Source organism: Marinobacter sp. MBR-99 (genome assembly GCF_040547575.1).
In the GTDB taxonomy this organism is placed as follows: domain Bacteria; phylum Pseudomonadota; class Gammaproteobacteria; order Pseudomonadales; family Oleiphilaceae; genus Marinobacter.
The window spans coordinates 109,577-123,105 of the sequence record NZ_JBEPPY010000008.1 but is presented as its reverse complement, the minus strand read 5'-3'; the positions used below and the strand labels follow the sequence as shown (position 1 = coordinate 123,105).

12 protein-coding genes are annotated in these 13,529 nt (G+C 57.7%); 8 read left to right on the top strand and 4 right to left on the bottom strand.

Going from position 1 to position 13,529, the window contains the following annotated elements; genetic code table 11:
• Positions 1–295 precede the first annotated feature (295 nt).
• Positions 296–1,660, top strand: a complete 1,365-nt coding sequence (locus ABIE59_RS08950; RefSeq protein WP_354446162.1) for a KamA family radical SAM protein — start codon at positions 296–298, stop codon at positions 1,658–1,660.
• Positions 1,661–1,695: 35 nt separating this feature from the next.
• On the opposite strand, the gene ABIE59_RS08945 is transcribed toward ABIE59_RS08950, so the two are convergent.
• Positions 1,696–2,016, bottom strand: coding sequence for a hypothetical protein (locus ABIE59_RS08945; protein ID WP_354446160.1), 321 nt, complete (start codon positions 2,014–2,016; stop codon positions 1,696–1,698).
• A gap of 80 nt (positions 2,017–2,096) precedes the next feature.
• On the opposite strand from ABIE59_RS08945, the gene modA reads away from it, so the two are divergent.
• From modA to modC, 3 genes are read left to right on the top strand one after another with little or no spacing between them, the layout of a single operon-like run.
• Positions 2,097–2,861 carry a molybdate ABC transporter substrate-binding protein gene (modA, locus tag ABIE59_RS08940; protein WP_354446158.1) on the top strand — a complete coding sequence of 255 codons (765 nt, stop codon included), beginning with the start codon at positions 2,097–2,099 and terminating at the stop codon, positions 2,859–2,861.
• 42 nt (positions 2,862–2,903) lie between these two features.
• Positions 2,904–3,590 (top strand): molybdate ABC transporter permease subunit, encoded by a 687-nt coding sequence (gene modB, locus ABIE59_RS08935; protein WP_354446156.1) that lies wholly within the window; start codon positions 2,904–2,906, stop codon positions 3,588–3,590.
• Positions 3,587–4,660, top strand: coding sequence for a molybdenum ABC transporter ATP-binding protein (gene modC / locus ABIE59_RS08930; protein ID WP_354446154.1), 1,074 nt, complete (start codon positions 3,587–3,589; stop codon positions 4,658–4,660). Before modB ends, modC begins: the two co-directional genes overlap by 4 nt.
• 28 nt (positions 4,661–4,688) lie before the next feature.
• On the opposite strand, the gene trxA is transcribed toward modC, so the two are convergent.
• Both trxA and ABIE59_RS08920 read right to left on the bottom strand, forming a co-directional pair.
• Entirely contained in the window at positions 4,689–5,552 is an 864-nt protein-coding gene (trxA, locus tag ABIE59_RS08925) for a thioredoxin (RefSeq protein WP_354446152.1), read from the bottom strand.
• Between the two features lie 81 nt (positions 5,553–5,633).
• Entirely contained in the window at positions 5,634–6,683 is a 1,050-nt protein-coding gene (locus tag ABIE59_RS08920) for an AraC family transcriptional regulator (RefSeq protein WP_354446150.1), read from the bottom strand.
• A gap of 135 nt (positions 6,684–6,818) precedes the next feature.
• On the opposite strand from ABIE59_RS08920, the gene ABIE59_RS08915 reads away from it, so the two are divergent.
• Together ABIE59_RS08915 and lon are read left to right on the top strand one after the other, a co-directional pair.
• Entirely contained in the window at positions 6,819–7,913 is a 1,095-nt protein-coding gene (locus ABIE59_RS08915; protein WP_354446148.1) for a fatty acid desaturase, read from the top strand.
• Positions 7,914–8,004: 91 nt separating this feature from the next.
• On the top strand, positions 8,005–10,455 hold the full coding sequence (lon, locus tag ABIE59_RS08910; RefSeq protein ID WP_354446146.1) for an endopeptidase La: 2,451 nt from the start codon (positions 8,005–8,007) through the stop codon (positions 10,453–10,455).
• 182 nt (positions 10,456–10,637) lie between these two features.
• Here lon and ABIE59_RS08905 read toward each other — a convergent pair whose 3' ends face one another.
• Positions 10,638–11,132 (bottom strand): MarR family winged helix-turn-helix transcriptional regulator, encoded by a 495-nt coding sequence (locus ABIE59_RS08905; protein ID WP_106694135.1) that lies wholly within the window; start codon positions 11,130–11,132, stop codon positions 10,638–10,640.
• A 199-nt stretch (positions 11,133–11,331) separates the two neighbouring features.
• Between ABIE59_RS08905 and ABIE59_RS08900 the strand changes: the two genes are divergently transcribed.
• Together ABIE59_RS08900 and ABIE59_RS08895 are read left to right on the top strand one after the other, a co-directional pair.
• The gene (locus ABIE59_RS08900) at positions 11,332–12,219 is read left to right on the top strand and encodes a TPR end-of-group domain-containing protein (RefSeq protein WP_354446144.1); all 888 of its coding nucleotides are present in this window, start codon (positions 11,332–11,334) and stop codon (positions 12,217–12,219) included.
• Between the two features lie 160 nt (positions 12,220–12,379).
• A complete protein-coding gene (locus tag ABIE59_RS08895; protein WP_106694137.1) occupies positions 12,380–13,492 on the top strand; it encodes a branched-chain amino acid ABC transporter substrate-binding protein in 1,113 nt (370 codons plus the stop codon).
• The last annotated feature ends 37 nt before the right edge of the window (positions 13,493–13,529 follow it).

The window sequence follows — 13,529 nt, the reverse complement described above, 5'->3', positions numbered from 1 at the left end:
TCAATGGCTTTCACAACCAGGCATCAGACCAATGTATGAGCGCATTGGTACTTACGAATTGCATCGCCATGCTAAATACCTGAACCTCAAACACATCTACAATTTTCGGGCTATTTCGCTGTAAATTAGCGATATTCGATGAATTTAGGCGATGAACTCAGCCGCCAAACACTGAATTATTAATTAGACCTGAAAATGAATTTCGATTTATGTATACTTGCCTGCCCGTTTTTTAACCAGTGAAGGAGGTATCCACCCCTCCTTTTATCTTTGGCACCTAATCAGAGGGCGATCTATGAACTCCATCGTCACCTTTCCGAACCGCATCCCGGTTCAGGAATTCGAGGAACGCCGGTTCAAGGTTTTTACCGACCGCCAGCTCGATAAAATTGAGGCGATCCAGAATCTCCCCGAAGAGACCCTGTTCGAAATGAAAGTGGTGGCCAGCGTGCTGCCATTCCGGGTCAACGAATATGTGATCAACGAACTGATCAACTGGGACAAGGTACCGAACGATCCCATCTATCAGCTCGTATTCCCTCAGAAGGGTATGCTCAAGGACGAACATTACGAAAGAATGGCGGCACTGCATCGCGAGGGTGCCGACAAGAAGGAAATTCAGGCCGTGGCCAAGGAAATCCGGGACGAACTGAACCCACACCCGGCCGGCCAGATGGAAATGAACATGCCGGAACTGGACGGCGAAGTGCTGGACGGCGTGCAGCACAAGTACCGCGAAACCGTGCTGTTCTTCCCGTCCCAGGGCCAGACCTGCCACAGCTACTGCACCTTCTGCTTCCGCTGGGCGCAGTTTGTCGGTGACAAAGACCTGAAAATGGCCAGCACCGATGCTGAGAAGCTGCACGGCTACCTGCAGGAACACACCGAAGTAACCGACCTGCTGGTGACCGGTGGCGACCCCATGGTGATGAAGACCAAAAACCTGGTTCAGTACCTGGAGCCTCTGCTGCAGCCGGAGTTCGACCACATCCAGACCATCCGCATCGGCACCAAGGCCCTCACTTTCTGGCCGTACCGTTTCGTGACCGACAAAGATGCGGACGAGCTGATCGAACTGTTCGCCAAACTGGTTGATGGCGGCAAGCACGTGGCCATCATGGCCCACTACAACCACTGGCAGGAAATCACCACCGACATCGCGGAAGAGGCCATCCGCCGCATCCGCGCTACCGGTGCCGAGATCCGCGCCCAGGGCCCGCTGATCAAACATGTGAACGACGATGCCGACGCCTGGGCCAAGCTTTGGAAGAAAGAAGTGAAGCTGGGCATCATCCCCTACTACATGTTTGTAGAACGGGATACCGGCGCCAAGAACTACTTCGAAGTACCCCTGGCCGAGGCCTACCACATCTACCGCGAGGCCATGAAAAAGGTCAGCGGCCTGGCCCGCACCGCCCGCGGCCCCAGCATGAGCGCCGGACCCGGCAAAGTGGAAGTTCAGGGCATAACCGAAATAAAAGGCGAAAAGGTGTTCGTACTGCGCTTCCTGCAAGGCCGCAACCCGGACTGGGTACAGCGCCCGTTCTTCGCCAAGTACAGCGAAACCGCCACCTGGCTGCATGAGCTGGAGCCCGCCTTCGGTGAAGAGAAGTTCTTCTTTGAGGATGAGTTTGAGGCGATGAAGCAGGGGAAGGCGTAGCCCCCTGGTAACAGGCCCGCCCCGGCGGGCCTGTTTCAGCGCCCCTTCTTCGGCACAAACCCCGCCGGCTTATCCCGAATCCACTCCACAAACCTACTCAACTCCTCCAGCTCAAGCAGCTTCTCCCGGCTGTTGTAATGCAACCCCAATTCATACTCCGAACGAGCCCGATGAATCGCGTTATGGCATGGCCGGCACACCCACAAGGTGCGGGTGATTAGGTCCTCTTTACTGAACAGTTTCTGAAACCGTTTTTTGCGGTGGAGGTGTTTGGGTATAAGGTGGTGGCGGGTGAGCTTGGGTACGGCGCGTTCGCACAGTTCACAGTTGTCAGGCTGGGGCGGGAGTTTTAGCATGTTACTCGGTTCGTTGCGGTAAAACGGTTGCGCTGCCTTTCGCTTTTCTAAACCAGAATACGTTGTTTGGGGGATTCGGGATGTATCAGTGGTTCAAGCCTTGTCGAATGCTGGCCATGCTGGCCACTTTCCTGTTTACCTGTAGCCTCCAGGCGGGCGAACTGGTGCGCATTGCGGCTGCCTCGGATTTGCGCTATGCCCTGGACGACATCATTGAGCTGTATCGCGAAGCCAACCCCGGCTCCAACGTGCAGGTGGTATACGGTTCCTCCGGAAAGATGACCACGCAAATCATGAACGGTGCGCCCTACGATATCTTTTTCTCAGCAGACATTGCGTTTCCCAAGCGGCTCGAGCAGGAAGGGCTGACGGCTACCCCGCCCGCGGCCTACGCCATTGGCCGGATTGTGCTCTGGAGCAACACCCTGGACGCCGGCAGCCTGACCCTGAATGACCTTACTTCGGATTCCATTACCCGCATCGCCATCGCCCAGCCGGCCCATGCACCTTATGGACTGCGCGCCAAGGAAGCCATGCAGGCGGCCGGCATATGGGAGGCGGTGCAACCCAAGCTGGTGTTCGGTGAGAACATTGCCCACGCAGCGCAGATGGCCGCGTCCGGTGCCGCTCAGGTGGGTGTGATTGCACTGTCCCTGGCGAAGTTTCCGGAGCTCGCCGCCCACAGTCACCACCTGATTGACGACAGCCTGCACAACCCACTGACCCAGGGTTATGTGGTTACCCGCCACGGAGGCAATAAACCCGAGGTTATGCGTTTTGCCGACTTCAAAGCCACGGAGCAGGCAATCGCTATAATGGAGCAATATGGATTTGTAGTGCCCTGACGGGCGCACGGCCAACCGGCCTCTTCACCTGAAAGGACCCCAATGTTTCAACTCGGCCCCGCAGAGTGGCAGGCCATTGAAGTCACCTTCAAGCTCTGCCTGTATACCACCATCATTCTGTTATTGCTGGCCACACCTTTGTCCTGGTGGTTGGCGCAAGGGCGTAACCAGTTCCGTACCGTAGTGCAGGCCATTGTGGCGCTGCCACTGGTGCTGCCGCCCACCGTGCTGGGGTTCTATCTGCTGATCACTCTGGGGCCCCGGGGCGTGGTTGGGCAAACCCTGGAGGCGTGGGGCTTCCAGCACCTGGCGTTCTCGTTTGAGGGGATTCTGATCGCCTCGGTTATCTATTCCATGCCCTTTGCCGTGCAGCCGCTGACGGAAGCCTTTCGCAACCTGGGCCGGCGCCCGGTCGAGGTTGCCAGCAGTCTGGGCGCCGGCGCCTGGGACCGGTTCCGAACGGTGATATTTCCCCTCAGCCGGGGCGGTTTTGTGGTGGCAGCTACACTGACCTTCGCGCATACCCTGGGAGAGTTCGGCGTAATTTTAATGCTCGGCGGCAGCATTCCGGGTGAAACCAAGGTGCTGTCGGTTTTGATCTACGATCACGCCGAGGCCATGAATTACGACGCCGCCCATAGCCTGTCACTGATGCTGCTGATCTTCGCCTTTGTCACCCTGTTTGTGGTGTACAGCATTAACCGCCGGTTCGAGGTCGCCAAGCTATGACCCTGTACCTGCAGGCACACCTTCGCCACGGCAAGGACTTCGAACTCAAGGTCAACCATGAGCTACCGCTAGAGGGTGTCACCGCGCTGTTTGGCCGCTCCGGTTGTGGCAAAACCACCCTGCTGCGCATTATCGCCGGCCTGGAACGGCCACGGGGTGCGGTGGTGCGCTTTGACGGGCAGCACTGGCAACGGGGCCGGCAGTTTCTGCCCCTGCACAAGCGCAGGATTGGCCTGGTGTTTCAGGAACACAGCCTGCTCCCTCACCTGTCCGCTCGGGAAAACCTGCTTTACGGATACCAACGAACACCGCCGGAGCAACGTCGGCTTCACCCGGATGAAGTAACCGCCATGCTGGGAATTGAGCACCTGCTGGACCGGCGGATTGATCAACTCTCCGGGGGCCAGCGCCAGCGATTCTCCCTTGGCCGCGCGTTGTTGATCAGCCCCCAGTTGCTGCTACTGGACGAACCCATGGCGGCGCTGGATACCCAGACCAAACGGGAAATCATGCCGTTTCTGGCGCGCATGGCAGCGGAATCCGGGGTGCCGATTGTCATGGTCAGTCATTCCCCGGATGAAGTCACCCGCCTGGCAGACCGGGTGGTGTTCATGCAGAACGGCCAGATTCAGAACGTGGAAACCTTGCGGGAGGCCCTGGCCCGGCCAGACTCACCGTTGTTCGATGATGCGGGTGCGGCTTCAGTTCTGGAAGGTACTTTGGGTGAAGCGGGAGAAGATAACGCCCGGCCTTTTGGTCCGCCGGAGGCTCGCCTGTGGTTAACGAGTTCTGCGCTAGCAGCCGGGATGAACAGAACCCGGATTAGCATTCTTGCCCGGGACGTCAGTTTGTCTCTGGTAGACCCTCAACACATCAGCATTCAGAACCACCTGCCGGTGACCATTGAACGCATAGACCCGCCCAGGGACAACCGGTGCGTGGTGGCCTGCCGAACGGCGGACGGTCAGCTGCTTTTAGCGGAAATCACTGCCAGGGCCGTCCACCAGCTTGGACTGGCAACGGGCAAGCCGGTGTATGCGCTAATCAAATCCGTGGCGCTGTTGGCCTGACTCTGACAGCCAGGCCTGCCATCCGTTGTCAGTGCATCAGGGTGTAGAGTTTGCGGCGGTAGGTGCGCACATCCGGATTGTTGTTGCCCAGCTTCTCGAACAACTCCACCAGCGTGGCTTTCGCGATACCGTCCTTGTACGTGCTGTCTGATTGCATCAGGCGAATCAGCAGGTCCATGGCTTCCGCGTTTTTGTCCTGCAATACCCTATGCAGAGACAACTGGTGCAGGGCCTCCGGATCTTTCGGATTGGCTTCCAGTTTCGCCTCCAGTTCCGCCTGAGCTGGCAGTTCACCAGACTGCTTGAGGAACTTCACCCGGGCCGCCAGCTGTTTGGCCTTGTGCTGCAGCTTCTCTTCCGGCGGCAGGCTGTTGAGCACCTGCTCGGCCGTCTCGAGATCGCCCTGCTCGGCTTTCAGCTGCGCCAGGTCAATCAGTACATCCAGGTTTTCCGGGTCTTTCTGGTTCATGTCGGTGAGGATGGCCAGGGCACCGTCCACATCACCGGCTTCCCACAGGGCATGAGCTTTCTCGTACGGGTCTTCAGACGGCGCGTCGATGTGCTTTTCCAGCACCTTGCGGATCTCGCTTTCCGGCAGGGCACCGTTGAAGCCATCTACCGCCTGGCCGTTCTTAACCAGAATCACCGTGGGCAGGCTGCGTACACCCAGTGATGCAGTCAGTTCCTGTTGTTCATCGGCGTTCACCTTGGCCAACTGGAAGTTGCCCTGATATTCCTCCGCCAGCTTCTGCAGGATCGGCATCAGCTGCTTACAAGGCGCGCACCACTCGGCCCAGACATCCACCAGGATGGGCGTGGTGGCGGAAGCTTCCATCACTTTTTGCTGAAAGTTGTCGGCGGTGGCGTCGAAGATATACGGCGAAGCGGTCATAGATTTACCCGGTTATTAAAGCGTGTGATGACTTCGGTAATGGGGCCAGTCAATGAAAATTCAAGCCAGGCCCGGAGCGGTTCAAGCCCGCTGGCCGGCTGCATGTTGTTTCAGGTAGTCCCGGGGCGAACACCCGGCCCAGCGCCGGAAGGCCCGGCTGAAGTTGGTAACGTCAGAATAACCCAGCAGGTCAGACACCTCGCCAATACTTTTCTGGTTCAGCAACAGCAGGCGCTCGGCATGGTGCTGCCGAATGCTCTCTACCAGCTGGCGAAAAACCACCCCTTCAGCCTGCAAACGACGTTGCAGCGTGCGCGGGGTCATGTTCAGCTTTTCTGCCACCTCGTCCATAGACGCAAAACCCAGCTCCTCATCAAACGCCAGGTCACGCACCTGGCGAGCCAGCGAACGCCCACCCCCCAGCCGGCCCAGTTCTTCCTTGCACTGCTCCCGGGCAATCCGGGCAGCAACAGGGTCTGACATCACCAGAGGATAATCGAAAATCGACGCGTCAAAGATAAAACCGTTGAAGGCTCCGTTGAACTGAAGTTTGCCGGCAACCAGGTGGTCATAGCGTTCCATGTAGGGAGGGCGGGGAAACCGGATCACGCCCTCGCCTTTGAGCTTGCGGCCGGTCAGGGCTTCCGCCATGGCGGCAAACCCGGTCAGCAGAAACTGTGCGCCGACTTCGCTCAGCCGATAGCGTTCATCGCGTTCCCCCAGGCTCAGCCGTACCATGTCGCCTTCATGCCCTGCCTCACGCTCAATGCGTAACTGAAGGTCCGAAGAGGGCATGTCGAAATAGGCTCTGGCAATTTCCAGTGCCTCTCCCAGGGTGCGCGCGACCATCGCGGCCTGGCCAATGATCCCGTGGCAGGACACCCGCATCTGCAGGCCCAGCAAAAATCCGATACCCGGCTCCCCTGTCAGGGCGATCGCGCGCTCTATCAGGTTGGCGAAGCTGTCCCGGGGCAAACGGAAACCACTGCGCAAACAGTCCTCAGGTTGCAGCCCTTCCCCCGCCAGCAGTGTGTCTGCCGATATGTTCCAGCGTTCGGCCACATCAATCAGCAGCAGCACGTAGGTTCCCGGAACGGTCGGTTGGCTGGAAACGATAGAAACAGTTGTCATTGTAGTTGTCGTCTAATGATCGTTTTTTGTCGTCTGATCATACCCGGTTTGAGTACCACCTCGCCCACAATAGCAACTGACGATGCCAGGATCAGGTACCTGGATGCCGACAACCCCCGTTAAAAAGGTCAAACCATGTCTTTAGATCCAAGCACCATGACCGATGCCGAGAAAACCGATCATATTCGCAAGACCGTCTTGGAGGAAGGCCGTGCCCTGCGACGGCGCCACCCCTGGCTTGAGAAGCACCAGAATCTGATTGGCGCCTCCATTATGGTGGTATCGCTGTTGGGTATGATTGCCAGCGGCACGCTGTATGTTATGGACATCATTCCCTGGTGGCTGTGCATTCCTGTAACCGCCGTGTTTGCCTCCTTCATCCATGAGCTGGAACACGATCTGATCCACCTCATGTACTTCAAGAACCGCCCCTGGGCAAACAATCTGATGCTGGCCGTTGGTTGGCTGGCGCGGGCCAGCACCGTCAGCCCGTTCGTGCGGCGCAATCTGCACCTGCACCACCATAAGTACAGCGGCACCGAGAGCGACCTGGAAGAGCGTGGCATCACCAACGGTGAGCGCTGGGGATTACGCCGGCTGCTGATGACCGGTGACAACATGATGGCGGTGCTGCTGCGCCCACGGACCACCGTGCGTGCAGTGAAAGCCTATATCCGCTCCCAAAAGCCGGAATCCCGGGGCGAGGTTAAAAAAATGCGAGTCCAGCAACTGTTGGCCTATGCGCCCCTGGGCAACCTTTACTATCTGATGTTTCATGGCTGGATTGCCATCCATGTGGTGCTGTTCTCAGCACAGGCGCTGGGCTCGCCGATTACCCTGACCAGCGAATTCGCCAACCTCCTTGGGGTTCTGAATACCTTCGCCGTGGTCTACATGCTGCCATCGTTCCTGCGCACCTTCTGCCTGCACTTCATCAGCTCCAACATCCACTATTACGGGGATGTTGAAGCCCGCAACGTGATGCAGCAGTGCCAGGTTCTGAACCCCTGGTGGCTGGTTCCGATGCAAGTTTTCTGTTTCAACTTTGGTAGCACCCACGCCATTCACCATTTTGCCGTGCGGGAGCCGTTTTACATCCGCCAATGGACCGCACCGGCGGCCCATAAAGTGATGAAAGAAATGGGTGTTCGGTTTAACGATTACGGTACGTTTTTCCGGGGCAATCGCTTCTACAAACAGAGCGTCAGCAGCGAAACCCGCGCGGCCTGATCGTCGAAACCGATAGCTTTAACGCATCTTGAAAATCTCGCCAATGCCGTCACATAGGTCTTTAACCACTCAGCCTTGAGAGCAGCACGGTATGAATGACGAGAACCGCAAAGACTCCCTGGAAGAATTTGAAGAAGATGTGACCGAGTACATCGGCAAAGACGAGAACAGCAAAAGCCTGGTCTTGCCTCAACAGGCCAGGCCGCGGCGTATGTATGTGTTGCCGGTGTCGAACCGGCCGTTCTTTCCGGCCCAGGTGCAGCCCGTGGTGGTGAACCAGGACCCCTGGCAGGAAACCCTGAAACGGGTGGGTGAAACCGACCACAAGGTTCTGGGCATCTGCTTTGTGGAAGATCCGGAATCCGACACCGGTATTCCCGCCAGCGATGACCTGGAAACCATGGGTTGTGCAGTGAAGGTTCACCACGCCCAGAGCGAAGGCGGCAAGGTTCAGTTTATTGCCCAGGGCATGCAGCGGTTCCGAATTGTTCAGTGGCTGCGCCGCCGCCCACCCTACCTGGTGGAAGTGGAATACCCGGAAGAGCCGGAGGAGCCGGCGGATGAGCTCAAGGCTTACACGCTAGCCATCATCGCTGCCATCAAGGAACTGCTGCGCACCAACCCGCTGTATGGCGAAGAGGTGAAGCAGTACCTGTCCCGCTTTGGCCCGGAAGACAGCTCGCCGCTGGCGGATTTCGGCGCCTCGATGACCAGCGCCCCGGGCCGCGAGTTGCAGGATGTGCTCGATACCGTACCCCTGCTCAGGCGCATGGAGAAAGTTCTTTTACTGATGCGCAAGGAACAGGAAGTCGCCCGCCTTCAATCCGAGATCAACGAGGAAGTGAACGAAAAGGTGCAGAAGCACCAGCGGGAATTCTTCTTGCGCGAGCAGCTGAAGGTCATCCAGCGGGAGCTGGGCATCGCCAAGGATGACAAAACCGCCGATGTGGAGCGGTTTGAGGAGCGCATGGCCAAGCTGAATCCACCGGAGGCGGTGCAGGAGCGGTTCAAGGATGAAATCCAGAAACTGCAGGTACTGGAACAGGGCTCCCCGGAATACGGCGTTACCCGCAACTATCTGGACTGGATTACCCAGGTTCCCTGGGGTGTGCATTCCGAAGACCATTTCGACCTGGCCGAAGCCCGCCGCATTCTGGACCGGGACCACGATGGCCTGGACGATGTGAAGGATCGGATCATTGAGTTCCTGGCCGAAGGCACCTTCAAGGGCGAAGTGAGTGGTTCCATACTGCTGCTGGTAGGCCCGCCGGGGGTGGGCAAAACCTCCATTGGCCACTCGGTGGCCGACGCCCTGGGCCGGGAGTTTTACCGGTTCAGCGTGGGCGGTATGCGCGATGAAGCCGAGATCAAGGGCCACCGCCGCACCTACATCGGCGCCATGCCCGGCAAGTTCGTTCAGGCCCTGAAAGACAGCAAGGTGGCCAATCCGGTGATCATGCTGGATGAGATCGACAAGATCGGCTCGTCCTATCAGGGCGACCCGGCCTCTGCCCTGCTGGAAACCCTGGACCCGGAACAGAACAAAGAGTTTCTGGACCACTACCTGGATGTGCGCATGGACCTGTCCAAGGTGCTGTTCGTGTGCACCGCGAACCAGCTGGACACCATTCCCCGGCCGCTGCTGGACCGGATGGACGTGATTCGCTTGTCTGGCTACATCGGTGAGGAAAAGCTGGCCATCGCCAAGCATCATCTCCTGCCGCGCCTGCTGAAACGGGCAGGGCTGCTGAAGAAACAGCTGAACATTACCGACGCGGCGATCCGCCAGGTGATTGAAGGTTATGCCCGGGAAGCTGGTGTGCGAAACCTGGAAAAGCTGCTGCACAAGATTATCCGCAAGGGCATTGTGAGACTGCTGGAAAGCCCGGATGAACCGGTCAAGGTGGGTGTCTCTGATCTGGTAAGTTACCTGGGACAACCGGCGTTCAAAAAAGAAAAATCTCTGAAAGGCACGGGCGTGGTCACCGGCTTGGCCTGGACCGCCATGGGCGGTGCCACCCTGAGTATCGAAGCCTCCCGCATTCACACCAGCCAACGGGGCTTCAAGCTCACCGGGCAACTGGGGGATGTAATGAAGGAATCGGCAGAGATTGCTTACAGCTTTGTGTCTTCCAATCTGAAGCGATTCAAGGGTGACCCTACCTTCTTCGACAAGTCCTTCGTGCACCTGCACGTACCGGAAGGCGCCACGCCCAAAGACGGCCCCAGCGCCGGCGTCACCATGGCCACCGCCCTGCTCTCCATCGCCCGCAAAGAAGCCCCGCAGCAGAACATTGCCATGACCGGAGAGCTGACCTTAACCGGGCAGGTGTTGCCGGTGGGAGGTATTCGGGAGAAGGTGATTGCTGCGCGCAGGCAGAAGATCAACAACCTGATACTGCCGGAAGCGAACCGCGGGGATTATGAGGAGCTGCCGGAGTATTTGAAGGAAGGGATATCGGTGAATTTTGCCAAGCACTACAACGATGTGTTTCAGGTGTGTTTTGGGAATAAGCCCAAGCAGGGGTCTAGTGTGCATTAGTAATAGGGTCTGTCCCAGGGGTCTGTCCCCAAAGGGGACTGACCCGCTTTTGCCCGTCTAAAGCACCCAACTAGAACCCATGGGTCCAAGATGGGTCAGTCCCCGTTCGGGGACAGACCCCTAGCCAAACTCGAGCCCATGGGTCCAAAATGGGTCAGTCCCCATTCGGGGACAGACCCTTTTCAAGCCTTTTCCTTCCACCCATCATCCTTCAACACCGATCCAACGGTCAGCACCGGCGACGCATCAATATCATCGGCATCCATCATGTTCGCCACCCGCTGTAATGAGGCCAGGATCATGGTTTGCTCCCACTCGGCCAGGCTCTGGAATTTGGCGATGAAGTCTTCCTGCAGCGGGTTGGGGGCGCGGGCGAGTATCTCGGCGCCTTCTTCGGTCAGGTGCGCGTGTACCTTGCGCTTATCCTGAGTGCTGCGCACCCGGTACACCAGTTTGCGCAGTTCCAGGCGGTCCAGGATGGTGGTGACGGTGGCCTGGCTCAGGCTGACGTTCTCGGCGATGGTGCCGATCGTCACCTCCCCGAGATCCCGGATGGTGCGCATGATCAACAGCTGTGGCCCTGTCAGCCCGGCGTGCTTGCTCAACCGCTTGGAATGAAGATCGGTCGCCCGGATAACCCGCCGAAGCGCCACCAACACCTGCTCGTAATTGTTCACACCACTGCTCCAGAATCAACGCGTTGTTTATACCTCTAATAATTAGAGGTCTTTGCACTGGTAATTGCAAGTGGGCAGTATTACCTAGCTTGCTTCCGAAGCGAACTTGCACGCACCTACCACCAATGCGGCATTATTTCCGCCCGCCACTATGCTAAGGTCAGCAGCTTGCCACTCACACACAATACGGAAACGGTTGATGATCAGGTTTTACCTCGCATTCGCTCTTGCCATTACCTTCACCAGCGCTATTCAAGCCCAGCAAGTGACGGACGAAGACGTTGAAGAGCGCATCGGTGAACTGGAAAGCCCCCTGTACAATCCATTCGTGGAGCGCTATCTGCTGGATGAAGTGAAAGCGTTGCGGCAGGAGATGCAGAACACCCGGGCCGAGTTAATTGAAAAAGTGGTCGACAAGGAATTGTCGGTTGCCGACAAAACCATGTCCTACGCCACTGATACCGTCACCTACTTCTTTTACCTGATTGCCGGCGCCACCTCCATTCTGGTGGTGATTGGCTGGAACTCGATCCGCGACATGCGCAACCAGCTCACCAGCCTGGCCGAGAAACGGGTGAATGAACTGGTGGTGGAGTACGAGAAGCGCCTGAAATCCATTGAAGAGCAGCTGCAGCAGAAATCCGAGATCATTCATCAAAACCAGGCGGAGATCGAACGCACTAACGAGGTGCACGCGCTCTGGTTGAAGGCAAGCCAGGAGACCTCCCAGCAAAACAAGATCTCCGCCTACGACCAGATTCTGGACCTGCGCCCGGACGATGTAGAGGCCCTGAGCTACAAAGCCGATGCCGTGCTGGAAATGCGCGAACCTCTCTGGGCCATCAGCTTGTGCCAACGGGCACTGAAGCTGGCTCCGGATAACGGCCATGCCCATTACCAACTGGCCTGCGCCTACGCCGAGATTGGCCGCTGGGAAGACGCCGTCAGCACCCTGGAAAAGGCCATCGACATCTCAGAAGCCTACCGGGACGATGCCTCCGTCGACCCCAGTTTCGAGCCACTGCACGATCACGAAAGTTACAGGACTCTGGTCTTCACCGATCAGGACGACAGCACGGACGCATAACATCACAGAGACCGGCACAGAGCTTGCTAATCCAAACGGAGAAAGCGACGCTGTGTTCCAGAGCAAACCCTGGCCCGATCTGCTTGACAAGCAGCTGGCTGTGGTGTTTGTTTAAGTCTCTGAGAACATAACAATAACCCTGACAAACAGGAACATCACGATGAAAATGTCCGTTAAGAAACTCGCTACCGCTGTAGGCGCTTCTGTTGCTCTGATGGCCGCCGGCCAGGCCGCCGCTGAAATCCGAATTGGTATTGCCGGCCCGATGACCGGCCCCGTTGCCCAGTATGGTGATATGCAGTTTTCTGGCGCCCGCATGGCCATTGAACGCATCAATGCTGCCGGCGGTGTTATGGGCGAACAACTGGTAGGCGTAGAGGTAGATGACGTGTGCGACCCCAAGCAGGCCGTCACCGTTGCCAACCGCCTGGTCAACCAGGGCGTTCAATACGTGGTGGGTCACCTGTGTTCCAGCTCTACCCAGCCGGCGTCTGATATCTATGAAGACGAAGGCATACTGATGATTACCCCGGCCTCGACCAGCCCGGAAATTACCCAGCGTGGTTATGAGTTGGTATTCCGTACCATCGGCCTCGACAGCATGCAGGGACCGGTCGCCGGTGAGTACATCGTCAGCCAGAACCCGAATAAGGTCGCCGTCATCCACGACAAACAGCAGTATGGTGAGGGCATTGCTACTGCGGTACGAGACACCCTGCGCAATGCCGGTGTGGAAGTGGCCATGTTTGAAGGCATCACCGCCGGTGACAAAGACTTCTCGTCACTGGTTACCAAGATCAAACAGGCCAACGTGGATTTCGTCTACTACGGCGGCTACCACCCGGAGCTTGGTTTGATCCTTCGCCAGGCACGCCAGGCAGACGTGAACGCGAAGTTCATGGGGCCTGAAGGCGTTGGCAACAAAGACATCAACACTATTGCCGGCGAAGCCGCCGAAGGCCTGCTGGTTACCCTGCCGCCCAGCTTTGACGAGAAAGAAGAGAACCAGGATCTGGTAGCCGCCTTCGCTGACAAGGGTGAAGACCCATCCGGCCCATTTGTTCTCACCTCCTATACCGCTGTTCAGCTGGTTGCCGACGGCATCGAACAGGCCGGCACCAAAGATCCGTTTGAAGTGGCCAAGGCCCTGCGCTCCGGCACTTTCGAAACGCCCATCGGTACCGTTCAGTACAACCAGGCGGGCGATATGGAGTCCTTCGAGTTTGTCGTCTACGAATGGCACTCTGACGGCAGCAAGACTCCGGTCAACTGAGCCAACATCGTTTACAGACGGTCATTATGAGAACACC

Excerpts from the sequence above, each read along its gene's own strand:
- ABIE59_RS08945 (WP_354446160.1), bottom strand. The coding sequence starts at position 2,016 with ATGCTAAAACTCCCGCCCCAGCCTGACAACTGTGAACTGTGCGAACGC.
- trxA (WP_354446152.1), bottom strand. The coding sequence starts at position 5,552 with ATGACCGCTTCGCCGTATATCTTCGACGCCACCGCCGACAACTTTCAG.
- ABIE59_RS08950 (WP_354446162.1), top strand. The coding sequence starts at position 296 with ATGAACTCCATCGTCACCTTTCCGAACCGCATCCCGGTTCAGGAATTC.
- ABIE59_RS08895 (WP_106694137.1), top strand. The coding sequence starts at position 12,380 with ATGAAAATGTCCGTTAAGAAACTCGCTACCGCTGTAGGCGCTTCTGTT.
- ABIE59_RS08920 (WP_354446150.1), bottom strand. The coding sequence starts at position 6,683 with ATGACAACTGTTTCTATCGTTTCCAGCCAACCGACCGTTCCGGGAACC.
- modC (WP_354446154.1), top strand. The coding sequence starts at position 3,587 with ATGACCCTGTACCTGCAGGCACACCTTCGCCACGGCAAGGACTTCGAA.
- ABIE59_RS08915 (WP_354446148.1), top strand. The coding sequence starts at position 6,819 with ATGTCTTTAGATCCAAGCACCATGACCGATGCCGAGAAAACCGATCAT.
- modB (WP_354446156.1), top strand. The coding sequence starts at position 2,904 with ATGTTTCAACTCGGCCCCGCAGAGTGGCAGGCCATTGAAGTCACCTTC.
- modA (WP_354446158.1), top strand. The coding sequence starts at position 2,097 with ATGTATCAGTGGTTCAAGCCTTGTCGAATGCTGGCCATGCTGGCCACT.
- lon (WP_354446146.1), top strand. The coding sequence starts at position 8,005 with ATGAATGACGAGAACCGCAAAGACTCCCTGGAAGAATTTGAAGAAGAT.
- ABIE59_RS08900 (WP_354446144.1), top strand. The coding sequence starts at position 11,332 with ATGATCAGGTTTTACCTCGCATTCGCTCTTGCCATTACCTTCACCAGC.